The 23,234-nt window shown below is 73.7% G+C and carries 17 protein-coding genes; 8 read left to right on the top strand and 9 right to left on the bottom strand.

All coding sequences use genetic code 11. The annotated features are described in order from the left end of the window. Window positions 1-25 precede the first annotated feature (25 nt). Window positions 26-994, top strand: a complete 969-nt coding sequence (locus ACIQ87_RS29090; RefSeq protein ID WP_402412124.1) for a phosphatase PAP2 family protein — start codon at window positions 26-28, stop codon at window positions 992-994. A gap of 110 nt (window positions 995-1,104) precedes the next feature. Here the strand turns inward: ACIQ87_RS29090 and ACIQ87_RS29095 are convergent, their stop codons facing one another. Further along, window positions 1,105-4,134, bottom strand: coding sequence for a bifunctional [glutamine synthetase] adenylyltransferase/[glutamine synthetase]-adenylyl-L-tyrosine phosphorylase (locus tag ACIQ87_RS29095; RefSeq protein ID WP_402412127.1), 3,030 nt, complete (start codon window positions 4,132-4,134; stop codon window positions 1,105-1,107). Between the two features lie 253 nt (window positions 4,135-4,387). Here ACIQ87_RS29095 and ACIQ87_RS29100 point away from each other — a divergent pair, with 253 nt between their 5' ends. After that, window positions 4,388-5,122, top strand: a complete 735-nt coding sequence (locus tag ACIQ87_RS29100) for a class E sortase (RefSeq protein ID WP_402412130.1) — start codon at window positions 4,388-4,390, stop codon at window positions 5,120-5,122. A 98-nt stretch (window positions 5,123-5,220) separates the two neighbouring features. On the opposite strand, the gene ACIQ87_RS29105 is transcribed toward ACIQ87_RS29100, so the two are convergent. Together ACIQ87_RS29105 and ACIQ87_RS29110 are read right to left on the bottom strand one after the other, a co-directional pair. Beyond that, window positions 5,221-6,462 (bottom strand): hypothetical protein, encoded by a 1,242-nt coding sequence (locus tag ACIQ87_RS29105; protein WP_402412132.1) that lies wholly within the window; start codon window positions 6,460-6,462, stop codon window positions 5,221-5,223. 173 nt (window positions 6,463-6,635) lie between these two features. Then, complete coding sequence (locus tag ACIQ87_RS29110; protein WP_402412135.1) at window positions 6,636-7,997, bottom strand: glutamine synthetase family protein; 1,362 nt, start codon at window positions 7,995-7,997, stop codon at window positions 6,636-6,638. Window positions 7,998-8,172: 175 nt separating this feature from the next. On the opposite strand from ACIQ87_RS29110, the gene ACIQ87_RS29115 reads away from it, so the two are divergent. Beyond that, entirely contained in the window at window positions 8,173-9,927 is a 1,755-nt protein-coding gene (locus ACIQ87_RS29115; protein WP_402412138.1) for an NAD+ synthase, read from the top strand. On the opposite strand, the gene ACIQ87_RS29120 is transcribed toward ACIQ87_RS29115, so the two are convergent. The 3 genes from ACIQ87_RS29120 to ACIQ87_RS29130 all read right to left on the bottom strand — a co-directional run bounded on the left by ACIQ87_RS29120 (window position 9,924) and on the right by ACIQ87_RS29130 (window position 13,573). After that, entirely contained in the window at window positions 9,924-10,985 is a 1,062-nt protein-coding gene (locus ACIQ87_RS29120) for an endonuclease/exonuclease/phosphatase family protein (RefSeq protein ID WP_402412141.1), read from the bottom strand. The genes ACIQ87_RS29115 and ACIQ87_RS29120 overlap by 4 nt on opposite strands. A 253-nt stretch (window positions 10,986-11,238) precedes the next feature. Next, window positions 11,239-11,868: a TetR/AcrR family transcriptional regulator gene (locus tag ACIQ87_RS29125; protein WP_402412144.1), complete on the bottom strand. Its 630-nt coding sequence runs from the start codon at window positions 11,866-11,868 to the stop codon at window positions 11,239-11,241. Between the two features lie 97 nt (window positions 11,869-11,965). Next, a complete protein-coding gene (locus tag ACIQ87_RS29130) occupies window positions 11,966-13,573 on the bottom strand; it encodes a DHA2 family efflux MFS transporter permease subunit (RefSeq protein ID WP_402412147.1) in 1,608 nt (535 codons plus the stop codon). A 302-nt stretch (window positions 13,574-13,875) separates the two neighbouring features. On the opposite strand from ACIQ87_RS29130, the gene panB reads away from it, so the two are divergent. The 3 genes from panB (at window position 13,876) to ACIQ87_RS29145 (ending at window position 16,765) form a co-directional block, all read left to right on the top strand. Then, window positions 13,876-14,745 carry a 3-methyl-2-oxobutanoate hydroxymethyltransferase gene (gene panB / locus ACIQ87_RS29135; protein ID WP_402412150.1) on the top strand — a complete coding sequence of 290 codons (870 nt, stop codon included), beginning with the start codon at window positions 13,876-13,878 and terminating at the stop codon, window positions 14,743-14,745. Window positions 14,746-14,912: 167 nt separating this feature from the next. Beyond that, entirely contained in the window at window positions 14,913-15,935 is a 1,023-nt protein-coding gene (locus tag ACIQ87_RS29140) for an ATP-binding cassette domain-containing protein (RefSeq protein ID WP_402412153.1), read from the top strand. Next, the gene (locus ACIQ87_RS29145; protein WP_402412155.1) at window positions 15,932-16,765 is read left to right on the top strand and encodes an ABC transporter permease; all 834 of its coding nucleotides are present in this window, start codon (window positions 15,932-15,934) and stop codon (window positions 16,763-16,765) included. Before ACIQ87_RS29140 ends, ACIQ87_RS29145 begins: the two co-directional genes overlap by 4 nt. 169 nt (window positions 16,766-16,934) lie before the next feature. Here the strand turns inward: ACIQ87_RS29145 and ACIQ87_RS29150 are convergent, their stop codons facing one another. Then, the gene (locus tag ACIQ87_RS29150; protein ID WP_402412158.1) at window positions 16,935-20,354 is read right to left on the bottom strand and encodes an AfsR/SARP family transcriptional regulator; all 3,420 of its coding nucleotides are present in this window, start codon (window positions 20,352-20,354) and stop codon (window positions 16,935-16,937) included. A 197-nt stretch (window positions 20,355-20,551) separates the two neighbouring features. Between ACIQ87_RS29150 and ACIQ87_RS29155 the strand changes: the two genes are divergently transcribed. Next, window positions 20,552-21,367 (top strand): site-2 protease family protein, encoded by an 816-nt coding sequence (locus tag ACIQ87_RS29155; RefSeq protein WP_402412161.1) that lies wholly within the window; start codon window positions 20,552-20,554, stop codon window positions 21,365-21,367. Between the two features lie 23 nt (window positions 21,368-21,390). On the opposite strand, the gene ACIQ87_RS29160 is transcribed toward ACIQ87_RS29155, so the two are convergent. Together ACIQ87_RS29160 and npdG are read right to left on the bottom strand one after the other, a co-directional pair. Beyond that, entirely contained in the window at window positions 21,391-21,576 is a 186-nt protein-coding gene (locus ACIQ87_RS29160; RefSeq protein ID WP_392869538.1) for a hypothetical protein, read from the bottom strand. A gap of 164 nt (window positions 21,577-21,740) precedes the next feature. Further along, window positions 21,741-22,433, bottom strand: coding sequence for an NADPH-dependent F420 reductase (gene npdG, locus ACIQ87_RS29165; RefSeq protein WP_392869540.1), 693 nt, complete (start codon window positions 22,431-22,433; stop codon window positions 21,741-21,743). A 47-nt stretch (window positions 22,434-22,480) separates the two neighbouring features. Between npdG and ACIQ87_RS29170 the strand changes: the two genes are divergently transcribed. Beyond that, window positions 22,481-23,149, top strand: a complete 669-nt coding sequence (locus tag ACIQ87_RS29170; RefSeq protein WP_402412165.1) for a hypothetical protein — start codon at window positions 22,481-22,483, stop codon at window positions 23,147-23,149. The last annotated feature ends 85 nt before the right edge of the window (window positions 23,150-23,234 follow it).

The following is a 23,234-nucleotide window of genomic DNA, read 5'->3' on the forward strand; positions in this document are numbered from 1 at the left end:
GAGCGGTCTGGCAGACTTGCCGTCCATGGGGGAACCGACCGAGATCCAACGAGGCGGCGCCGGGCGCGCCGACGCGGCGAGCGGTGGCGGTTCCGAAGCAGCGAAGGCCGTCCCCGGCCACCTGCCCGATGGAGCCACCCGTGCCGCCCCGTCCCGTACCGCCGCCCTGCGCGCGCACATCGGCGCCCAGCGCCGTTCGCCGGCCAGGCCGCGGATCTGGTTCGAACTGGCGCTGATCGGGATCAGCTACTGGATCTACTCGATCGTGCGCAACGCGGTTCCGGAACAGGAAGCGATAGCCCAGAAGCACGCCCGCTGGATCTGGGACCTGGAGCACCACCTGGGCATCGCCGTCGAGCACTCGATCAACCACGCCGTGGACAGCGTGGGGTGGCTCATCACCGGGATGAACTACTACTACGCGACGCTGCACTTCGTGATCACGATCGGCGTGCTGGTCTGGCTCTACCGCAGCCACCCCGGGCGCTACGTCGCGGCCCGCTCGGTGCTGTTCGTCACCACCGGCATCGCCCTGGTCGGCTTCTACTTCTTCCCGCTGGCCCCGCCCAGGCTGATGACCGACGGCGGCTTCATCGACACCGTCAAGGTCCACGGCACCTGGGGCTCGATGGCCTCCGGGCCCGCCGCGCACGTCTCCAACCAGTACGCGGCGATGCCCTCGATGCACATCGGCTGGTCGATGTGGTGCGGCCTGGCGATCTTCTTCCTGGCCCGCCGGACGTGGGTCAGGGTGCTCGGCCTGCTCTACCCGGCCGCCACCCTGGTGGTCATCGTCTCCACCGCCAACCACTTCTGGATGGACGCCGTCGGCGGCGAGCTCTGCCTGGCGGTGGGCTTCCTCACCGCCCGCTGGATGTACCACGAGTGGGTGTACCGACTGCCCAAGGTGCCCGCCCGGGAGGCGGTGGACGAGCAGCCGATCACCGTTCCCGAACAGTGGAGCGAGCCCGCGGTCAGCAGCGCCCGCCGCTAGGACCTCCCGGAAGGGGCCCCTGAACAGGGGGCCCCTTCCGCGTACCCGCCGCTGGTCCCTCTCGGACGCGCCCGCTGGTCCCCCTCGGTCGCGCCCGCCGGTCGCACCCGTCAGCCGACGCCGTAGAACAGCCGGTCCACCACCGCCCGGGCCCGACGGGTGGTCCGCCGGTAGTCGTCCAGCAGCTCGCCGCTGTGCCCGGAGCCGTACCCGAGGTAGCGGGCCACCCCGGCCAGCTCCCGGGCCTCCCCCGGGAAGCTGTCCCCCGGCCGCCCGCGCACCAGCATCACCGCCGCCCGCACCCGGGAGGCCAGCACCCAGGCCGCGTCCAGCACCTCGGCGTCCTCCGGCTCGACCAGCCCGTCCGCCGCGGCCGCCGCCAGGGCCGCCCTGGTCCGGGTGGTGCGCAGGCCCGGCAGCTCGTGCCCGTGCCGCAGCTGCAGCAGCTGCACCGTCCACTCGACGTCCGCCAGCCCGCCCCGGCCGATCTTGGTGTGGGTGGTCGGGTCGGCCCCGCGCGGCAGCCGCTCGGCCTCGATCCGCGCCTTGATCCGGCGGATCTCCATCACGTCGCGCTCCGGCACCCCGCCGCCCGGGTAGCGCAGCGGGTCGATCAGCTGCCGGAACCGCGCGCCCAGCTCCTCGTCCCCGGCCACCGGCTCGGCCCGCAGCAGCGCCTGGCTCTCCCAGGCGTGCGACCAGCGCCGGTAGTACGCCGTGTACGAGGCGAGGGTGCGCACCAGCGGTCCGCTGCGGCCCTCCGGCCGCAGGTCGGCGTCGACCAGCAGCGGTGGCTCGGTGGAGGGCGCGCCCAGCTGGGAGCGCAGCTCGTGGCAGACCGCCTGGGCGGCCCGGGCGGCCTCCTCCTCCAGCGAGCCGAGCAGCGGCTCGTGGACGAAGAGCACGTCCGCGTCCGAGCCGTAGCCCAGTTCGTGGCCGCCGAAGCGGCCCATCGCGATCACCGAGATCCGGGTCGGCAGGTCCCCGTGCTCGGCCTCCCATCCGGCGACGCAGGCGCGCAGCGCGCCGCCCAGGGTGGCGGCGTTGAGCGCGGTGAGCGCCTCCCCCGCGGTGTCCAGCGCCTCGGCGGGGTCGTCCCCGAGCCGGCCGAGCACGTCCGCGGCGGCGGTACGGAACAGCTCCCGGCGGCGCACCGAGCGGGCGGCGGCCACCGCGGCCCGGGTGGACCCGGCCCGGCCGACGGCGGCCAGTACCTCCGACTGCAGCGCCGCCCGGCCGCGCGGTTCCAGCCCCTGCGGGTCGCCCAGCATGGCCACCGCCTCGGGGGCGCGCAGCAGCAGGTCGGGCGCGAGCCGGCCGGCCGACAGCACCCGGGCCAGCTGTTCGGCGGCGGCGCTCTCGTCGCGCAGCAGCCGCAGGTACCAGGGGGTGCGGCCGAGCGCGTCGGAGACCTGCCGGAAGTTGAGCAGCCCGGCGTCGGGGTCGGCGGACTCGGCGAACCAGCCGAGCAGCACCGGCAGCAGGGTGCGCTGGATCGCGGCCTTGCGGCTCACCCCCGAGGCGAGCGCGCTGAGGTGGCGCAGCGCGGCCGCCGGGTCCGCGTAGCCCAGCGCCTCCAGCCGGGCCCGGGCCGCGTCCGGGGTCAACCCGGTGGCGCCCGGCGGCAGCTCGGCGACGGCGTCGAGCAGCGGCCGGTAGAACAGCTTCTCGTGCAGCCGCCGGACCTCCACCGCGTGCCGCTTCCACTCGCGTTGCAGGGCGGCCACCGGGTCGGCACGGGTGTCGTCGTTGATCAGCGCGGCGAGCGAGCGGGCGAGGCGGCGCAGGTCCTCCTCGGCGGTGGGCATCAGATGGGTGCGGCGCAACCGGTACAACTGGATGCGGTGCTCCAGCGAGCGCAGGAAGCGGTACGCGGTGTCGAGCGAGGCGGCGTCCGCCCGGCCCACGTACCCGCCGCGGGAGAGCGCGGCCAGCGCTTCCAGGGTGTTGCCGCTGCGCAGCGCCGAGTCGGTGCGGCCGTGCACCAGCTGGAGCAGCTGGACGGAGAACTCGACGTCGCGCAGCCCGCCCGGGCCGAGCTTGAGCTGGCGGTCCAGTTCGGTGGCCGGGATGGAGTCGACGACCCGGCGGCGCATCTGCTGCACGTCGGCGACGAAGTTCTCCCGGGCGGCGGCCTGCCAGACCATCGGGGCGAGCGCCTCCATGTACGCGGCGCCGAGCTCGGCGTCCCCGGCGACCGGGCGGGCCTTGAGCAGTGCCTGGAACTCCCAGGTCTTGGCCCAGCGCTGGTAGTAGGCGAGGTGGCTGGCCAGGGTGCGCACCAGCGGGCCGTTGCGGCCCTCGGGGCGCAGGTTGGCGTCCACCGGCCAGATGGTGCCCTCCCCGGTGGTGTCCGAGCAGAGCCTGGTGAGGGCGGCGGCCAGCCGGGTGGCGGCCTTGACCGCGTCGTGCTCCTCGACGCCCTCGCGCGGTTCGGCGACGAAGATGACGTCCACGTCGGAGACGTAGTTGAGTTCGCGGCCGCCGCACTTGCCCATGCCGATGACCGCGAGCCGGCAGGCCGCGGCGGCCTCCGGGTCCTGCTCGGCGGCGAGGTCCAGGGCGGTCTGGAGGGTGGCGCCGGCCAGGTCGGCGAGTTCGGCGGCGGCCTGCGCGAGGTCGGTGGTGCCGGTGAGGTCGCGGGCGGCGATGGCGAGCAGGCAGCGGCGGTAGGCGACGCGCAGCGCGTTCGCGGGGCCGAGGGAGAGGTCGTCGCGGACGCCTTCGGCGAGGGCGCGGCGGAAGTCCTCCGGGCCGGGGTGCATGTCGCGCAGCTCGAAGGTGACCAGCGCGTGCCAGTCGTGCGGGTGCCGGGCCAGGTGGTCGCCGAGCGCGGTGGAGACGCCGAGCACGCCGAGCAGCCGGTCGCGCAGCGGCTTGGAGGTGGTGAGGGTGTCGCGCAGGGTGTGCCGGTCGGCCTCGTCGGCGGCCTCCAGCAGCCGGGCCAGGCCGAGCAGCGCGAGGTCGGGGTCGGCGGTGGCACCGAGCGCGTCCAGCAGCACGGGGTCGTCGGCCAGACCCTCCAGCCCGGGGCCCTCCAGCAGCCGCACCGCCCGCGCCGGGTCGGTGAACCCGCGCCGGACCAGCCGGTTCTCCGGCCGGCTGACCCGGCTCCCGGCCCGTTGCTCCTCCACCGCCATCGACCCCTCCATCCGTCCGCCCAAGCAGGTTACGCGCCTGTGGGCCACCCCGCCGGGCATGCCACGGGCCCGGTCCTCCCGAGCGCCGACAGGCCGGGCGGCGCGCCCCCGGGCACGGCGTGGCGTGTCGGCTTGCCCGCCGCCTCGACGGCGCGGTGGAGTACGCATGGCCGGCCGGGACGCCCGCCGGGGCGGTGCCCGGCACGGCCCCGCCCGCCCTCTCCCCCGCACTCCCGCCCGAAGGGACGACCCCATGGCGACCGAGCACCCGGCCGAGCGGAGAGCCCCGCGCCGACACCCCCTGCAAGTCGCGATCGGCGCGCTCGGCGACCTGCTGTTCACCCTCGGCGTGCTGCTCGCCCTGCTGGTCGTCCACTCGCTGTGGTGGACGAACCTCACGGCCGACCGTCACGCGGACCTCTCCGCCGCCCGGCTGCGCCAGTCCTGGTCGGCCCCTGCCCCGGCCGCCCCGCCGACCGATGCCGCACCCCCGCCGTTCGGCCCGGGCGACGCCGTCGGCTTCCTCCACGCCCCGGCCCTGGGCGCCGGTTACCAGGTGCTGATCAAGGTCGGTACCGACGGGGAGACCCTCGCGGACGGGGTCGCCGGGGCCTACACGGCGCCGTACCACTCGGCCATGCCCTGGGAGGCTTCGGGCAACTTCGCCCTGGCCGCCCACCGCGACGGTCACGGCGCCAGGTTCCACGACCTGGACCGGCTGCGGCCGGGCGACCCGCTGGTCGTGGAGACCAGGGACCACTGGTACGTCTACCACGTCGACGCCACGCTGCCCGAGACCGCCAAGGACGACATCGGCGTCATCGCCCCGGTCCCCGTCGGCTCGCCGTACGACGGGCCCGGCCGCTACATCACCCTGACGACCTGTACGCCGGTCTACACCTCGCTGTACCGGATGGCCGTCTGGGGCAGCCTCGTCCGGGAGGAGCCGACGGACCCGGACCGCACGCCGCCCGCCGAGCTGCGCTGAGCCGGTCCGGCGGACACACGACGGACGGGCGATGCGCCACGCGCACCGCCCGTCCGTCAGTAGGTCAGATCCGTCAGTAGGTCAGATCCGTCGGCCGGTCACCGGGCACTCCGGTCGGAGCGCCGGCCGGCGCGCATGGCCACCGCACCCGCCGCGATGAGCGCCGCCGAGAGGCCGAACAGGGCCGGCGAGGTGTCGCTCCCCGTCTCCGCCAGCTCCCAGTGGTGCCAGCCGTGCTCCTCCTCGTGGCCACCGTGGTGGCCCTCGTGACCTCCGTGGCCCTCGTGACCCTCGTGGCCTTCGTGGCCCTCGTGACCCGGGTAGCTCGGCCCGTGCCCCTTCCCCGGCCCCTCGCTGAACTTGGCGTTGTTGACGTTGGAGTTGTTGTTGGTCTGCGAGGCCGACTGACTGTTGCTCGCCGTGTTCTGCGAGGAGTTGTTCGCGCTGGCGGTGGCGCTGTTGTTCGCGCTGTTGTCGACGGTGTTGACGATGGTGTTCTGGACGACGACCGTCACATTGACGTTCTGGTCCTGGCTCTGCTGGCCGCTCTGGGACTGGTTCTGACTCTGGTTCTGGTTCTGGCTCTCGGACTGGTTCCCGCCGCTTCCACCGTTGCCGCCGTTGCCGCCGTTCCCGCCATTGCCGCCATTCCCGCCGTTCCCGCCGTTCCCGTGGCCGCCGCCGTGCTCGCCGCCGTGGCCCCCGCCGTGGTCGCCGGGGCCCTCGCCCCCACCGTGGTCACAGGGGTTGCAGGGGCAGGCGTGGTGGTGGTGGCAGTGCTTGCCGGTGCGGCCCGACAGCCGGTCCAGCTGCCCCAGTTCGTCGAGGTACCCGAACGTCGACGGCAGGGCCGTGTTCCGACCGCGCTCGCCGTCCTCCTCCCCCGGCTCGGTTTCCTCCTCGGCCGGCGGCTCCTCCTCGCCCGGCTCGGCGGCGGTGACGGCCGGGGCCGCCGCCGGGGCCTTGGCCGGAGCCTGAGCGACGGCCGGTGCCTGGGCCGGGGCCGCGGCCGGCGCCGGGGCCGCCGCCGGGGCCTTGGCCGCGGGCGCTTCGGCCGCCGCCGTCACCGTCTTGGCGCCCTCCGTCCGGGAGGACTGACGGGCCACCAGCTTGGACGGGACGGCGCCGCGGCTGTCGAAATTCCAGGTGTGGGTGGCTCTACCGCTGCCCTCCGCCGCCGCACGGAGGAGCCCGTCGACCCATTCGCCCTGGGCCTCCGCCGGTACGGCGGCTGTGTGGTGGTCGGCGACGGGCGAGGCGTAGGCCGCGGAGCCGGCAGCCAACACGAGGGCGGCCGAGGTCAGTCCGGACAGGGCCAGGGCGGTGATTCGAGTACGCATGACACTCCAGGATGATCCGCAGAACGGATCTTCTGCTTACGCCTCCGCGTCACCCCGTCACGCCGCGCACCGCTGCAGAGTAACCTCATTGGCCCAGCGGATTAGCGTGCGTGGGGTACACCGCCCGAGCGGCCCTGACCGGCCCTGACCGGCCCTGACCGGCCGACGAACCGTCAGAGAACCTGGAGGTTCTTCCGCAGCTCGAACGGCGTCACCTCGGAGCGGTACTCCTCCCACTCGTGCTTCTTGTTGCGCAGGAAGAAGTCGAAGACGTGCTCGCCGAGGGTCTCGGCGACGAGTTCGCTGCGCTGCATCAGGTCGATGGCCTCGCCGAGGTTCTGCGGCATCGGCTGGATGCCGAGGGCGCGCCGCTCGGAGTCGGTGAGCGCCCACACGTCGTCGTCGGCGCCGGGCGGGAGTTCGTAGCCCTCCTCGATGCCCTTCAGGCCGGCCGCGAGGGTGACGGCGTAGGCGAGGTACGGGTTGCAGCCGGTGTCCAGCGAGCGGACCTCGATCCGGGTGGAGCCCTGCTTGCCCGGCTTGTACATCGGGACCCGGATCAGCGCCGAGCGGTTGTTGTGGCCCCAGCAGATGTAGGACGGCGCCTCGCCGCCGGCTCCGGCGGTGCGCTGGGAGCCGCCCCAGATCCGCTTGTACGAGTTCACCCACTGGTTGGTGACGGCGGCGGTCTCGGCGGCGTGCTTCAGCAGGCCGGCGATGAAGGAGCGGCCGACCTTGGACAGCTGGTACTCGGCGCCGGACTCGTGGAAGGCGTTGCGGTCGCCCTCGAAGAGCGAGACGTGGGTGTGCATGCCGCTGCCGGGGTGCTCGGAGAACGGCTTGGGCATGAAGCTCGCGTGCACGCCCTGCTCCAGCGCGACCTCCTTCATGACCAGTCGGAAGGTCATGATGTTGTCGGCGGTGGACAGCGCGTCGGCGTAGCGCAGGTCGATCTCCTGCTGGCCGGGGGCGCCCTCGTGGTGCGAGAACTCGACCGAGATGCCCATCGACTCCAGCATGGTGATCGCCTGGCGGCGGAAGTCGTGGCCCACCCCGCGCGGGGTGTGGTCGAAGTAGCCGGACTGGTCGGCGGGGATCGGCGGGGTGCCGTCGCCGGGCAGGTTCTTCAGCAGGAAGAACTCGATCTCCGGGTGGGTGTAGAAGGTGAAGCCCTGCTCGGAGGCCTTCTCCAGGGTGCGCTTGAGCACGAACCGGGGGTCGGCGAAGGACGGCGAGCCGTCGGGCATCAGGATGTCGCAGAACATCCGGGCGGTGCCCGGGGTCTCCGAGCGCCACGGCAGGATCTGGAAGGTGGTCGGGTCCGGCTTGGCGATCATGTCGGACTCGTACACCCGGGCGAATCCCTCGATCGCCGAGCCGTCGAAGCCGATGCCCTCCTCGAAGGCCTGTTCCAGCTCGGCCGGGGCCACCGCGACCGACTTCAGGAACCCGAGCACGTCGGTGAACCACAGCCGGACGAACCGGATGTCACGCTCTTCGAGCGTCCGAAGCACGAACTGCTGCTGCTTGCCCATGGGGACAGTCTCACCTCTGCTCTTTACGCTCGTGTTACGCCCCGGAGGTCCCCGCAAAGACCTCGTAAAGCGGCTGCCCCCATCATGGCCGATCTCCGCCCGACCCGGCAGTGCCGACCCCCGACGTCATCCTCCGCCCAGGACATAGCGTCAGTTAGACGATTACACTCGGGGCATGCCCAATCTCCGTCTCGCCCTGAGCCAGATCGACCCCTGGGTCGGTGACCTCGACCGCAACGGCGACGAGGTGGTGCGCTGGACCAGGCTGGCCGTGGAGGCCGGCGCGCAGCTGGTCGCCTTCCCCGAGATGGCCCTCACCGGGTACCCGGTGGAGGACCTCGCCCTGCGCGGATCCTTCGTCGAGGCCTCCCGCGCCGCGCTGGTCGGGCTGGCCGGCCGGCTGGCGGCGGACGGGCTGGGCGAGGTCCCGGTGGTGGTCGGCTACCTCGGGCGCTCGGAGCACGCCTCGCCGCGCTTCAACCGCCCGGCCGGCTCCCCGCAGAACTGCGCCGCGGTGCTGCACCGGGGCGAGGTGGTGACCCGCTTCGCCAAGCACCACCTGCCCAACTACGGCGTGTTCGACGAGTTCCGCTGGTTCGTCCCGGGCGACCAGCTGCCGGTGCTGCGGGTGCGCGGGGTGGACGTCGCACTGGCCATCTGCGAGGACATCTGGCAGGACGGCGGGCGGGTCACCGCCGCCCGCGAGGCCGGCGCCGGGCTGCTGCTGGTGGTCAACGGCTCCCCGTACGAACGGAACAAGGACGACCAGCGGCTGGAGCTGGTGCGGCGCCGGGCGGCCGAGGCCGGCTGCACCCTGGCGTACGTCAACATGGTCGGCGGCCAGGACGAGCTGGTCTTCGACGGCGACTCGATCGTGGTCGGCGCGGACGGCGAAGTCCTGGCCCGCGCACCGCAGTTCGAGGAGCACCTGGTGGTGCTGGACCTCGACCTGCCGGCCGCCGCGAGCGACGACACCGACGGGCTGCTGCTGAGCGACGGCCTGCACCTGGTCCTCACCGAGCTGGGCGGCGAGCCGCAGGCCGCGCCCGCGGTGCGGCTCGCCGCCGGGGTGGCGCCGCGGGTCTCGGACGAGGCCGAGATCTGGGCCGCGCTGGTCTCCGGCACCCGGGCGTACGTGACCAAGAACGGCTTCCGGTCGGTGCTGCTCGGCCTCTCCGGCGGCATCGACTCGGCGCTGGTGGCCGCGATCGCGGTGGACGCGGTAGGCGCGCGGAACGTGCACTGCGTCTCCATGCCCAGCCGCTACTCCTCCCGGCACTCGCGGGACGACGCGGCCGAACTGGCCCGCCGCACCGGACTGTCGCTGCGGACCGTCTCCATCGCCCCGATGTTCGACGCCTACCTGGGGGCCACCGAACTGACCGGCCTGGCCGAGGAGAACCTCCAGTCCCGGCTGCGCGGCACCCTGCTGATGGCGATCTCCAACCAGGAGGGGCACCTCGTGCTCGCGCCCGGCAACAAGAGCGAGCTGGCGGTCGGCTACTCGACCCTGTACGGGGACTCGGTGGGCGCCTACGGGCCCATCAAGGACGTCTACAAGTCGCTGGTCTTCCGGCTGGCGCGCTGGCGCAACGAGGAGGCCGAGCGGCGCGGCGAGGTGCCCCCGATCCCGGAGCACACCATCACCAAGCCGCCGTCCGCCGAGCTGCGGCCGGACCAGGTGGACACCGACTCGCTGCCCGACTACGAGCTGCTGGACAGCGTGCTGACCCGCTACATCGAGGGCGACGAGGGCCGGGACGCGATCGTCGCGGCCGGCTTCGACCAGGCCCTGGTGGACCGGGTGGTGCGGCTGGTCGACACCGCCGAGTACAAGCGGCGCCAGTACCCGCCGGGGCCGAAGATCTCGGCCAAGAACTTCGGCCGGGACCGCCGGCTGCCGATCACCAACCGCTGGCGGCGCGGCTAGCGGACGGGCTGGTAGCGGTAGGTGGCGGCCACCCCGAGGTGGTCGCTGCCGTCCTGGGGCAGGGTGCGGGAGTCCACCGGGTCCAGCCCGCCCTTGCTCATGATCTGGTCGATCCTGGCCATCGGGAAGGCGGCCGGCCAGCTGAAGCCGAAGCCGTCCCCGGCGGCGCCCTGGGCCGAACGCATCTGCGAGGTGACCGGCGCCAGGCTGCGGTCGTTCATGGTGCCGTTGAGGTCGCCGAGCAGCAGGACCTTCTTCAGCGGCTCGGCCTGGATCGCGTCGCCGAGCGCCTGCGCGCTGACGTCCCGCTGGTTGACGGTGAAGCCGCCCTCGGCCTTCAGCCGCACCGAGGGCAGGTGCGCCACGTACACCGCGAGCGGACCCTGCGGGGTGGTGACCTCGGCGCGGAAGGCCCTGGTCCAGCCCATCTTCAGGTCCACCGGGGAGACGTCCCCGATCGGGTACTTCGACCAGAGCCCGACCGTGCCCTCCACGGTGTGGTGCGGGTAGGCGGCGGCGAGCCCGGTCTCGTACGAGCGCAGCTGCCGGCCGGCCAGCTCCTGCAGGGCGACGATCTGGGCGCCGGAGTCCACCAGGGTGCGGATGGTGCCCGGCACGTCGGTGTTGGCGGCGGCGACGTTGTGGCTGACCACCGTCCAGTCGCCCTTGCCGCCGCTCTTGTCCGACAGCAGGCCGCCGAACAGGTTGACCCAGAGCACCAGGGGCAGCAGCAGGGCGAGCAGCGCGGTGGCGGAGCGGCGCAGCAGCGCGGGCACCAGCAGCACCGGGACGGCCAGGCCCAGCCAGGGCAGGAAGGTCTCCAGCAGGCTGCCGAGGTTGCCGGCGCTGTTGGGCACCTCCGCGTGGAAGGCGAGCAGCGCGGCGGTGAGCACGGCCAGCACGGCGATCACCAGGCCGCGCCGCCAGGTGCCGCTGCCGCGGGCGTCCCGGCCCCAGTGGCGCAGGCCGAGGAAGCCGCCGCGGCGCGCCGCGGGGGCCGGGCCGTCGGTGCCGCCCCCGGGGGCCGCGATCCGCTCGGTCCTGTCCGCCTGCGCCATGAAGTGGCTCCCGTCGCTCGTGCCGTCGCCGTTCCGGTGCCCGGCCTGTCGAGGGCGCGGGCGTGTACCGGGTCGGTGCCGGTGTGGTCGGATACCCGGCTCAGCCTATGCCGGGACAGACGTCGGGCCTGCTGAGCGGGTTCCGGCGTGGCCCGGTTTGGTGAGGGAGGCCACGTCCGGGCGGGGACGGGCGGGACCGGGCAGGGACGGGCGGGGGCGGGCAGGGATGGGCGGAGCGGGCGGGGGCGGCCCGTCAGCGGGGTGCGAGGCCCTCAAGCACGGAGTCGACCAGCTTGCGGGCCAGGTCCGGATCCTCCAGATCGGAGTCGTCCCACAGGATGCTGCGGTAGAGGATCGGCCCGAGCAGCAGGTCGTTGAGCAGCTCCACGTCGAGGTCGTCGCGGATGACGCCCTCGGCGACGGCCTGGCGGATCAGGCGGAGCCCGACCTCCCGGCGCGGTTTGATCACCCGCTCGCGGTAGGCGGAGTACAGCTCGGGCAGGGTCTGCATCTGGCCGAGGGCGGCCTTGAGCACCCAGCGGGTGCGCTTGGCCAGGCCGCGCCGGCGGATGTGGTCCACCAGGGCGATCAGGTCGGCCCGGGCGCCGGCGCCGGCGGACTCGGGCAGCGGCTCCTCCAGCCGGCTGACCACGTCGACCAGCAGGGCCTCCTTGTTGGGCCAGCGCCGGTAGATGGTGGCCTTGCCGACGCCGCCCGCGGCGGCGATGCCCTCGATGGTGAGCTCCGACAGCGCGGTGCCGCCGGCCATCAGGTCCTCGACGGCCGTGAGGATGGCCTGCTCGGCGGCCTCGCTGCGGGGCCGGCCACGGCGTGCCTCGGCGCAGTGCTGCCCGGTGCCGGCGGTCGGCGTGTCCGTCTTCATCCCCGCTGTCTCTCCCTCGTGGTCGGCCCCGCCACCCGGTGGCGTACCCGGGTGACAGGGCCATTGTCACTCAGTCACGGCCTGCTCCGGCCGCAGATCAGGCGTCCGCGGCCGCGGCCTCCCGTGCCTGGTCGCGCTGCTCGGGGGCCGGGCCGGCCGGGCCCGCGGGGGCGGCCGGGCGGCGCGGCAGCAGGAACCAGGCGACCACGGCGCCGACCAGCGAGACGCCCGCCGAGAGCGAGGCGACCACGTGCATGGCGTGGATGAAGGAGTCGTTCGCCGGGGCGATCAGCGCCTGGCCGCCGGGGATGCGGTCGGCGATGGCCAGGGTGGCCTCCAGCGACTCGCCGGCCTTGTCGCGCAGGTCCTCGGGCAGCCGGGTGAGGGTGTCGGCCATCCCGTCGCGGTAGGCGGTGGAGAGCACGGCGCCGAGCACGGCGACCCCGAGCGAGCCGCCGACCTGGCGGAAGGTGTTGTTGACGGCCGAGCCGGCGCCGGCCTTCTCCCGGGGCAGCGAGGCCATGATCGCGACGGTGACCGGCGGCATGACGTGCGCCATCCCGGCGCCCATCACCAGGCCGAGCAGGACCAGCACCCAGATCGGGCTGGTGGCGGTCAGCACGACGTAGCCGAGGAAGCCGAGCGCGACCAGCACCATGCCGCCGGTGGCGGTGGCTGCGACGCCGAGCCGGTCGACCACCAGCCGGGCCCGCGGGGCGAACACCAGCTGGGCGGCGGCCAGCGGCAGCATCAGCACACCGGCCTGGAGGGCGCTGTAGCCGCGCACGCTCTGGATGTAGAAGACGCCGAAGAAGGAGACGCCCATCAGCGCGAAGAAGATCACGCCGACGACCACCACGGAGGCGCTGAACACCCGGTTGCGGAACCAGGTGACGTCCAGCGCGGGGAACGGGGTGCGGCGCTCGAACCAGACGAAGGCGACCAGCGCGAGCACGCCGACCAGGGTCGGCACCCAGGCCTCGACTGCGGTGAAGTCGGCCAGCTCGCCGCCCTTGATGATGCCGTAGATCAGCGCGACCAGGCCGACGATCGACAGCAGTACGCCGACCGGGTCCATCCGGCCCGGGGCGGGGTCCTTGGACTCCGGGACGAGGATCACCATCGCGATCAGCGCGACGACCACGATCGGGACGTTGACCAGGAAGACCGAGCCCCACCAGAAGTGCTCGATCAGCAGGCCGCCGGTGATCGGGCCGATGGCGATGGCCAGGCCGACCGCGCCGGCCCAGATCCCGATCGCCTTGGGCTGTTCGGAGCGCTCGAAGACGTTCATGATGATCGCCAGCGTGGCGGGCATCGCGAGCGCGCCGCCGACGCCCATCAGGGCGCGGTAGCCGATGAGTTCACCGGGCGAGGCGGCCAGCGCGGACAGCAGCGAGGCGACCCCGAAGACCAGCATGCCGGCCAGCAGCGCGCGCTTGCGGCCGAACCGGTCGCCGAGCAGGCCGGAGGTGAACAGCAGCCCGGCGAAGACCAGGGTGTAGGAGTTGATCGACCATTCCAGGTCGCTCTGGGTGGCCCCGAGGCCGACCGGCGCGGGGGTCGCGATGGTCTTCATCGCTACGTTGAGGATCGAGTTGTCGAGGACGACGACGAGCAGGGCGAGCAGCAGGGTGGCGAGGATCACCCAGCGCCGACGGTGGATGGCTTCCGGCACACGGGGTGGCGCGGCTGCGGTGGTCATGGTTCTTCCCGTCCGTGTTGGCGTGGCACTGGCGGGCATTTACGAGCCGAGCACGTCTCGCAACCCCCCGCACCAGAGTAGCCGCCGATACGATACGAGCCGAATCCGTTTCGTAAAGGGTGGGCAAATTCGGGAGGCTCCCGCGCACCCCGGCCCGGGGCGGCCCGCGCGCCCGGTGTGTCCTGGATCGCACCGGGACGACCGCACCCCTCTTTGCGCCGGAGCCGGGGCGTGCAAGCATGGAGGTGATCCGGGGACGCCGTACGGCGCCACGAGACGACAACCCTTCAGGAGTCCGTTCGATGAACGCTTCTACGCCTTCGCCTGCCCAGAACCAGGCGTCGACCACCACCCTCTACGGCGGGGTCACCAACCGCCGGGTCACCGTCCGCGACCTCGCCGCCGCCAAGCAGCGCGGCGAGAAGTGGTCGATGCTCACCGCCTACGACGCGCTCACCGCGGGCGTGTTCGACGAGGCCGGCATCCCGGTGCTGCTGGTCGGCGACTCGGCGGGCAACTGCCACCTCGGCTACGAGACCACCGTCCCGGTGACCATGGATCAGATGGTGATGCTCTCCGCCGCCGTCGTCCGCGGCACCAAGCGGTCCATGATCGTCGCCGACCTGCCGTTCGGCTCGTACCAGGAGTCCCCCGCGCAGGCCATGCACAACGCGGCCCGGCTGATGAAGGAGGCCGGGGTCGGCGCGGTCAAGCTGGAGGGCGGGGAGCGCAGCGCCCGCTCGATCGAGCTGCTGGTCGAGGCCGGCGTCCCGGTGATGGCCCACATCGGCCTCACCCCGCAGTCCGTGCACGCCCTCGGCGGCTACCCGGTCCAGGGGCGCGGCGACGAGGCGGCGCACCAGCTGCTGCGCGACGCCAAGGCCGTCCAGCAGGCGGGCGCCTTCGCGGTGGTCCTGGAGGCCGTCCCGGCCGAGCTGGCCGCCCAGGTCACCGAGCAGCTGGCGATCCCGACCGTCGGCATCGGCGGCGGGCCGGACACCGACGCCCAGGTGCTGGTCTGGACCGACATGGCCGGCATGACGGCCGGCCGGGTGCCCAAGTTCGTCAAGCAGTACGCCGACCTGCGGACCGTCCTCGGCGACGCCGCCCGGGCGTACGCCGAGGAAGTGCGCACCGGCGCCTTCCCGGCGGCGGAGCACAGCTTCCACTGACGCGACGGCGCCTCCCGACGGCGCACGGCCCCACGGCCCCGCTCCACAGCCCGGAGCGGGGCCGTTGTCGTGTCCGCGGGCGCGGCCGGGAACCGGTGACAGCGGCCTGACAGCGGGCGGGCCGGGCCCGACAGGGAGCTGACAGCGGCGGCGGACAGCCTGGGGGCATGACACGAATCGCGACGGCCCCGAACGACCGGGGAACCACCTCCGCAAACGCCGTGGAGGTGCACGGCATCGTCAAACACTTCGGTGAGACCAAGGCCCTCGACGGGGTCGACCTCACCGTCAGGGAGGGCACCGTCCTCGGCGTGCTCGGCCCCAACGGCGCCGGCAAGACGACCCTGGTGCGCATCCTCTCCACCCTGATCAAGCCGGACGCCGGCACCGCGTACGTCGGCGGCTACGACGTGCTGCGCCAGCCCAAGCAGCTGCGCCGCACGATCGGCCTCACCGGCCAGTACGCCTCCGTGGACGAGCTGCTCTCCGGGTACGAGAACCTCTACCTGATCGGCCGGCTGCTCGACCTCTCCCGCCGCGACGCCAAGGCCCGGGCCACCGAGCTGCTGGAGCGCTTCTCGCTCACCGAGGCCGCCAAGCGGACCGCCAAGACCTACTCGGGCGGCATGCGCCGCCGCCTCGACCTGGCCGCCAGCATGATCGGCCGCCCCCGGGTGCTCTACCTGGACGAGCCCACCACCGGCCTGGACCCGCGCACCCGCAACGAGGTCTGGGACGAGGTGCAGCGGATGGTCGCCGAGGGCACCACCGTGCTGCTGACCACCCAGTACATGGAGGAGGCGGAGCAGCTCGCGAACGAGCTGACCGTCATCGACCGCGGCCGGGTGATCGCCAACGGCGCCGTCTCCGAGCTCAAGGCCAAGGTCGGCGGCCAGACCCTCCAGGTGCGCCCGGCCCGCCCCGCCGAGCTGCCGGACATGGCCCACTGCCTGCGGGACATCGGCATCACCAACGCCACCGTGTCCACCGACACCGGGCTGCTCGCGGTGCCGATCACCGACGACGCGCAGCTGACCGCGGTGATCGGGGTGCTCGGCACCCGCGGCTTCGCCATCGCCGGCATCGACACCAAGGTGCCCAGCCTGGACGAGGTCTTCCTCGCCATCACCGGCAAGCCCGCGTCCGCCGCGGACCCCGCCCCCAGCCTCGTCAAGGAGCCCGTCGCATGACCACCGCCACGCTCGCCCCCGCGCCGGGCCGCACCACCCGGCCGTCGGCGCAGGACAGCCGGATCGGCCTGGCCGGCACCCTGCGCCACGTCGGCGCGCTGACCCGGCGCAACCTGATGCGGATCAAGGCCGACCCGGAGTCGATGTTCGACGCCGTGCTGATGCCGATCATCTTCACCGTGCTGTTCGTCTACGTCTTCGGCGGCGCGATGGCCGGCGACCAGGACACCTACAAGCAGTACCTGATCCCCGGGCTCCTCGGGCAGACCGGCCTCACCCTCGCGATGGCCGTCGGCACCGGCCTCAACAGCGACTTCCAGACCGGCGTGATGGACCGCTTCCGCACCCTGCCGATCGGCCGGTCCTCGGTGCTGCTGTCCAAGATCGCCGCCGAGACCCTCCGCGGGCTGCTCTCCTTCGCGATCCTGATCGGCTTCGCGATGTGCATCGGCTTCGAGGTGAAGACCGGCCTGCTGGAGGTGCTGGCCACGATCGGTCTGGGCCTGGTGTTCGGCATGTCGATCGTCTGGATCTCGATGCTGCTGGGCATGGCCCTGCGCAGCGCCCAGGCCGTCCAGGGCGTGGCCATGCTGGTCCTGATGCCGATGCAGTTCGGCAGCTCGATCTTCGCCCGGACCGACACCATGCCGGGCTGGCTGCAGGCCTTCACCAAGATCAACCCGCTGTCGGCGCTGGCCGACGCCTCCCGCTCGCTGCTCAACGGCGAGGGCGCGGTGGCCCACCCGGTGATGATCGTGCTGATCTGGTCGGCCGCCGTCACCGCGGTCTTCGCCCCGCTGGCGGTCGCCCGCTTCCGCAAGCGGACCTGACCCACCCGACCACCGTCGGCCCCGCGAGGGAAGGGCCGACGGGCAGGACGGCCGGCCGCCCGGGGACGGGGAGCCGGCCGCCGTACGGGCCCGTGCGGCCGGTGACCAGGGGACGGGCGCCGGCCGTACGGGCCCGACCGCGCGGGCCGCACCCGCTCGACCGCGCGGGCTAGCCGATCAGCCCCTCCAGCACCTCGAAGACCTGCTCCTGGGTCATCCCGACCCCGCCGGCCCTGGCCTCCTCGTACCCGGCCCCGCCCAGCAGCTCCCGCAGGACGGCGTCGATGCGATCGCGCTCGGCCCGGTCCAGGTAGCCGCCCTTGGGCCCGTTCAGGCCGGCGTGCGCGGCGGTCAGCACGGCCGCCACCCGGGCCCGCTCCAGGTCCCCGTCGCGCTGGGCGAAGGCGCACAGCACCGCCGTCACCGCGGGCACCACCAGGACCGTCATGTGTTCGGCGAAACCGCTCGCCGCCGTCACCGCCCGCAGCTGCCGCCAGCCGTCGCGCAGCATCCCGAACCCCGCCTCCGGATCCCCGGCCCGGGCGGTGATCCAGCCGCGGGAGCTCCGCAGCATCCCGGTCACCAGGCTCGGCGCGAAGCCGCCGACCCGGACCGTGTCCAGCCTGTCCAGCTCGGTCAGCGCCCGCGCGAACTCGCCGCGCTGGGCGTGGATGCCGCAGAGCGCCAGGTGACCGAACATCAGCGCCCCGGTGGTGGACTGGTTGAGGCCCGGGGTGTCGATCGAGGCCAGCGCCTCGCGGATGACCCGCTCGCCGCGGTCCATGTCGTGCTCCAGGAGGGCGGTGCCCAGGTTCACCCGCAGGATCGGCATCTCCTGCGACGCACCCAGCTCCTCGACCAGCTCGATCGCCCGCGCGTACGCCTCGGCGGCGGCCGCGGACTCGCCCCGGTTGGCCAGCGACTCGCCGTGGGCGGACAGCGCCTGGGAGGTCCCCCAGAGGTCGCCCGACCGCTCGTACAGCTCCAGCGAGCGCTCGCCGTCCTCGATGCTCTGCTCCGCCCCGCTCGGCCAGTCGTTCATCATCCTGGCCCGCACCTGGAGGATGAAGGCCAGGTCGCTCACCTCGCCGTACTGCTCGCAGCCGCGGACGGCGTCGTCGATCAGCTCCTTCATCACGTCCGTGCGGCCGGCCAGGAAGGCGCCGAACACCCGCATCAGCCCGGGGAAGCGGTAGGCCTGCGGCAGGTCCGGGGTGTAGGCGTCCATCAGCCGCTGGGCGACCCTGATCGCCTCCGGGTCGCCGAGGACGTCCAGGTTGCCCTCGAACAGCCCGATCAGCCGGAACATCGCGAGCAGCCGGCGGGCCTCCTCGAGCACCCCGGCGGACAGTGGCAGCTCGTACGCGAAGACGCTGCGCTCCAGCGGCACCGGCCGCGGGGCGTCCGGGCCGAACGGGTCCGGGCCGAGCGCGGCGACCGCGTCGTACCAGGTGCGCGCCTCCAGGCTGTAGCCGCGCAGCGACCAGTACCAGCTCATGCCCACCGTGATGAGCAGCGCCTGCTCCTCGTCCCGCAGGTCGATCGCCCGGCGCAGCGCCGTCCGGATGTTGTCCTGCTCGCGCTCCAGCACGGCCAGCCAGTGCAGCTGCCGGGGGCCGTGGATCTGCCCGTCGGAGACGGCGACCATGGTGCGGAAGTACGCCAGGTGGCGGGCCTCGGTGGCGGTGCGCTCGGCGGCGGACTCGGCGAGGCGCTCGGTCGCGTACTCGTGGATGGTCTCCAGCATCCGGTAGCGCGGCAGGCTGGCCCCGTCCAGGTCGGCCACCAGCAGGGACTTGTCGACGAGTGACAGCAGCAGGTCGGCGACCTCGCCGGAGGCCACCTCGACGCCGTCGGCGCAGACCGTCTCGGCGTCCTCCAGCTGCCAGCCGCCCGCGAACACCGAGAGCCGGCGCAGCACCGCCCGCTCCCGCTTGCCCAGCAGGTCCCAGCTCCAGTCGACCACCGCGCGCAGCGTCTGCTGACGCGGCAGCAGGGTGCGGCTGCCCGCGGTGAGCAGGGCGAACCGGCCGTCCAGCCGGTCGGCTATCTGGCGCGCCGTCATCACCCGCAGCCGGGCGGCCGCCAGTTCGATGGCCAGCGGCAGCCCGTCCAGCCGGCGGCAGATCTCCGCGCAGGCCTCCGGGTCGCCCTGCGGGTCGAAGCCCGGACGGGCGGTGGCCGCGCGCTCGGCGAACAGCCGCAGCGCGACCGGGTCGGGCAGCGGCTCGACCGGCAGCACCGTCTCGCCGGGCACGCCCAGCGGCTCGCGGCTGGTGGCGAGCACCGTCAGCCCGGGGCACTCGGCGAGCAGGGCGTCGGCGAGGTCGGCGGCGGCCTGGATCAGGTGCTCGCAGTTGTCCAGGACGAGCAGCATCCGGCGGTGGCGGCAGTGCTCGACCAGCCGGCGCACCGGGTCCTCGGCCCGCTTGTCGATCACCTCGGCGACCATGCTGGTGCTGTGCAGCACGATCTCGCGCAGGCCGAGCGCCGAGACCACGGCGGCGGGCACCGCGCCCGGGCTCTCCAGCGGGGCGAGTTCGGCCACCCAGACGCCGTCCGGCCAGCCCCCGGCGGACTGTTCGGCGCGGCCGGCCTCGGTCGAGAGGCTGGTCTTGCCGGAGCCGCCGGAGCCGGTCAGCGTCACCAGCCGACGGTCCGTCAGCATCCCGCGCAGCGCGGCGAGATCGTCCTCACGGCCGACGAAGCTGGTCAGCCGGCCGCGCAGGTTGCCGCCGGGGCGCGGGAGTTGGGGCGCGGGTGCGGCGTCGGACGTGGGGGCCGGGGCGCCGGGGACGGGCTCCGGCTTCGGCCCTCGCTGCTCCGCGGGGGCAGCGGGGGCCGCGGGGGCAGCCGCCGTCGGGGGCGTCGGGGCCGTCGGAGCGAGCAACTCGGCGTGCAGGGCGCGGAGTCCGCGGCCCGGGTCGACGCCGAGCTCCTCGGCCAGCGCCCGTCTGGTCCGCTCGTAGTGGCGCAGCGCCTCGGCCGTCCGCCCGCTCCCGTGCAGCGCCCGGATCATCAGCAGCTGCAACGGCTCGTCCAGCGGCTGCCGTTCGCACAGCTCGGCCAGTTCGGCGACCAGCTCCGCGGCCCGGCCGAGGCCGAGGTCGGCGGTGATCCGGTGGCGGCGGGCCTCCTCGCGCTGGGCCTCCAGCCGGACGGCCGGGCCGCCGCGGTCCGGCAGGTCGGCCAGCGCGGGGCCGCGCCACAGCGCCAGCGCCGCGCGCAGGCTCTCGGCGGCGAGCGCGTCGTCCCCGGCGTCCAGGGCGCGGCGGCCCTCGCCGGTCAGCCGCTGGAAGTCGGCGAGGTCGGAGGCCGGACCGGTCAGCCAGTACCCGGCCGGACCGGAGCCGACCTCGTCCCGGCCGATGGTGCGGCGCAGCCGGCCGACCAGGGTCTGGAGCGCGGCGGAGGAGTCCTGCGGCGGATCGGCCTCCCACACCTCGTCCACCAGGAGGTCGGCCGGGACCGGACGGCCCTGCCGCAGGGCGAGGGCGCTGAGCAGGGCCCTCAGCCGGGCGCCGCCGATCGGCACCGGGGTGCCGTCGTCGTGGTGGGCCGTCGTCGTCCCGAGAATGCCGTAGTACACCGGGCCATTCTGGTCGATCGACGGGGGAAGGGCCGCACATTTGTCCTGGGCCCGTCCCCCGGCGGGCGCGTAGGGTGGAACGCCACCGCGCTCCCGGACGTTCACCGGGGGCCGCTTGTCCGGCCACCGGACCGCCCGGCATGATCGACCACGGTCCGAGCCCGATCCTCTTCCCCTGCCCACGGAGCACCCACACCATGACCTTCGCCGCCACGCCGCGCTCCCGCAGCGAGGACCGCCGGATCAGCCCGGTGTTCTGGGTGCTCCTCGCCGTTCTCGGCACCTCCGGCTGGGCGGTGTACCAGGGTTACGGCAACGCCTCGTTCGGGGTGTTCCTGTTCGTGATCGCGGGCTGGACGGTCTCCCTCTGCCTGCACGAGTACGCCCACGCGCGCACCGCGCTGCACGGCGGCGACATCACCGTCGGCGCCAAGGGCTACCTCACGCTCAACCCGCTGAAGTACGCCAACGTGCTGCTCAGCTTCGTGCTGCCGATCGTCTTCATGATCCTCGGCGGCATCGGCCTGCCCGGCGGCTCGGTCTGGATCGAGCGGCACCGCATCCAGGGCCGGCTCAAGCACAGCCTGGTCTCGGCGGCCGGCCCGCTGGTCAACCTGCTCTGCGCGGCGGCGCTGCTGATCCCGATCGGCGCGGGCTGGCTGGACGACCCCACCGTGCACGCGTACTGGAACGGCTACGAGCTGATCATCTCGCCGTTCTCCGGCGCGCTGGGCTTCCTCGGCTTCCTCCAGCTGAGCGCCGCGGTGCTGAACCTGCTGCCGGTGCCCGGGCTGGACGGCTACGGCATCGTCGAGCCCTGGCTGTCGTACAAGACCCGGCGCGCGGTCGAGCCGTTCGCGCCGTACGGGATGCTCGCGGTGTTCGCGCTGCTGTGGCAGCCCCAGGTGAACCAGTTCTTCTTCGGGATCGTCCACGGCCTGATGACCCTGTTCGGCGTGGACCAGGACTACGCGACGCTCGGCCGGTACCTGTTCAGCTTCTGGAAGAACTAGCCCCGGCTGGTTGCCGGGCCGGTTCAGCCCTGCTCGGCGACCGCGGCGGCGATCTTGGCCCGGCGGCGGTTCATCCACAGCACGTTGCTGGCCACCCCGGCCAGCGGCAGCCAGATCAGGCCCAGCCAGAAGCCCTGGACCAGCGAGACCACGAGGGCCACGAGCGCGAGGACGACGGCGGCCAGGGCGAAGACGGACGTGCGAGGCATGGCGGAAGGCTCCTAGAACGGGTGCGGGCGGCCGGGTCACGGCCGCCACCCATTGTCGCCGACCTCACCTCCGGCGCCGGGCCAGGGGTGAGGTCGACACGGCCGTCGGGCCCGTCCTGTCGATCAGGACGGACCCCTGGACGACCGGCGGGGCGGGCCGTCGCTCAGACGTCGGTGATCCGCAGACCCGCGTGGGCCTTGTAGCGGCGGTTGACCGAGATCAGGTTGGCCACCAGCGCCTCCACCTGGTGGGCGTTGCGCAGCCGGCCCGCGAAGACGCCGCGCATCCCGGGGATGCGGCCGGCCAGGCCCCGGACGACGTCGGTGGCCTCGCGGTCGTCGCCGAGCACCATGACGTCGGTGTCGATGGCCTCCACCGACTCGTCCTGGAGCAGCACCGCCGACAGGTGGTGGAACGCGGCGGTGACCCGGGAGTCCGGCAGCAGCGCGGCGGCCTGCTCGGCGGCGCTGCCCTCCTCCGGCTTCAGCGCATACGCGCCCTGCTTGTCGAAGCCCAGCGGGTTGACGCAGTCGACGACGATCTTGCCCGCGAGCTCCTCGCGCAGCGCCGTCAGGGTGGCGGCGTGGCCGTCCCACGGGACCGCGATAATCACCACGTCACTCTCCCGGGCGACGGTGGCGTTGTCGGCGCCGCGCACGCCGAGGCCCAGCTCGGCCGCCGAGGCCTCGGCCCGGGCGGCGGCGCGGGAACCGATGATCACCTGCTGGCCGGCCTTGGCCAGCCGCAGGGCCAGGCCCCGCCCCTGGTCGCCGGTGCCGCCGAGGACACCGACCACCAACTGCGAGACGTCGGGTACCTCGTGGGCCGGGTTTGTCGCTGAATCGAGGGAAGTCATGGGCCGATCCTGCCAAATCCCGGGCCCCGCGGGACATCCTGGCCCGCATGGACGCGGTGAGAGTTTCGGCACTCCGGGAACGGCTGACGGGAACGGGCTGGCTGGAGGCGGTCGGCGGCTTCGCCGGGGCGCTGCGCCGCTCGGTGGACCGGCGCGGGGCGAGCGGGCTGCTGCTGGTCGGCACCGAGGCGTACGAGCCCTGGCACCTGGCCGCCCACCTGGACGACCAGGCCGCCTGGTCGGACGTCCCCGGGCTGGCACCCACCCTGCTGCGGCACAGCCCGCCGGCCGACGCCCCCGCCCATCTGACGCACGATCTGCGCAGGCTCACCGAGGCCGGGCGCGGCGCCACCGTGCTGCTGGTGGTCCCGCGGACGGCCGGCGCCCCGCTGCTGGAGCGGGTGCACGACGCCCGGCGGCACGGCGCGACGGTGCTGGCGCTGGACGGGGGCGGGCCGGGCGGGCCCGGTGAACCCGGCGGTCTCGGCGGCCTCGACCGTCCCGGGGGTCTCGGCGGTCACGGCGGTCACGGTGAGCTCCGCGAGCTCGCGCACGAGCGGCTGGTCGTCGGCACCGCCGCCGAGGAGCCCTTCGACCTCGCCCAGCACCTGGTCAGCGTCGCCGCCGGGCAGCGGGCCGGCCACCGCTCCGTCCGGGCCCGGCTCGCCGACCTCGCCGGGCGGCTGACCTCGACACCCGCGATCAGCCGCTGGTAGCCGGGGGCGGTCCCGGGCCGGTGGCCCTTCGATCCGTCAGCACGCGGAAAACCCTTTGCGGAAGGCGTCACCGCGCCCTGAGGAT

Origin of the sequence: Kitasatospora sp. NPDC096204 (assembly GCF_044763205.1) — a bacterium.
Classification (GTDB): Bacteria; Actinomycetota; Actinomycetes; order Streptomycetales; family Streptomycetaceae; genus Kitasatospora.

Bases quoted from the DNA above. Each gene is read 5' to 3' on its own strand.
- ACIQ87_RS29105 (WP_402412132.1), bottom strand. From the start codon at position 6,462: ATGCGTACTCGAATCACCGCCCTGGCCCTGTCCGGACTGACCTCGGCC.
- ACIQ87_RS29095 (WP_402412127.1), bottom strand. From the start codon at position 4,134: ATGGCGGTGGAGGAGCAACGGGCCGGGAGCCGGGTCAGCCGGCCGGAG.
- ACIQ87_RS29100 (WP_402412130.1), top strand. From the start codon at position 4,388: ATGGCGACCGAGCACCCGGCCGAGCGGAGAGCCCCGCGCCGACACCCC.
- ACIQ87_RS29160 (WP_392869538.1), bottom strand. From the start codon at position 21,576: ATGCCTCGCACGTCCGTCTTCGCCCTGGCCGCCGTCGTCCTCGCGCTC.
- npdG (WP_392869540.1), bottom strand. From the start codon at position 22,433: ATGACTTCCCTCGATTCAGCGACAAACCCGGCCCACGAGGTACCCGAC.
- ACIQ87_RS29145 (WP_402412155.1), top strand. From the start codon at position 15,932: ATGACCACCGCCACGCTCGCCCCCGCGCCGGGCCGCACCACCCGGCCG.
- panB (WP_402412150.1), top strand. From the start codon at position 13,876: ATGAACGCTTCTACGCCTTCGCCTGCCCAGAACCAGGCGTCGACCACC.
- ACIQ87_RS29155 (WP_402412161.1), top strand. From the start codon at position 20,552: ATGACCTTCGCCGCCACGCCGCGCTCCCGCAGCGAGGACCGCCGGATC.
- ACIQ87_RS29115 (WP_402412138.1), top strand. From the start codon at position 8,173: ATGCCCAATCTCCGTCTCGCCCTGAGCCAGATCGACCCCTGGGTCGGT.
- ACIQ87_RS29140 (WP_402412153.1), top strand. From the start codon at position 14,913: ATGACACGAATCGCGACGGCCCCGAACGACCGGGGAACCACCTCCGCA.
- ACIQ87_RS29130 (WP_402412147.1), bottom strand. From the start codon at position 13,573: ATGACCACCGCAGCCGCGCCACCCCGTGTGCCGGAAGCCATCCACCGT.
- ACIQ87_RS29125 (WP_402412144.1), bottom strand. From the start codon at position 11,868: ATGAAGACGGACACGCCGACCGCCGGCACCGGGCAGCACTGCGCCGAG.
- ACIQ87_RS29120 (WP_402412141.1), bottom strand. From the start codon at position 10,985: ATGGCGCAGGCGGACAGGACCGAGCGGATCGCGGCCCCCGGGGGCGGC.
- ACIQ87_RS29090 (WP_402412124.1), top strand. From the start codon at position 26: ATGGGGGAACCGACCGAGATCCAACGAGGCGGCGCCGGGCGCGCCGAC.
- ACIQ87_RS29110 (WP_402412135.1), bottom strand. From the start codon at position 7,997: ATGGGCAAGCAGCAGCAGTTCGTGCTTCGGACGCTCGAAGAGCGTGAC.
- ACIQ87_RS29170 (WP_402412165.1), top strand. From the start codon at position 22,481: ATGGACGCGGTGAGAGTTTCGGCACTCCGGGAACGGCTGACGGGAACG.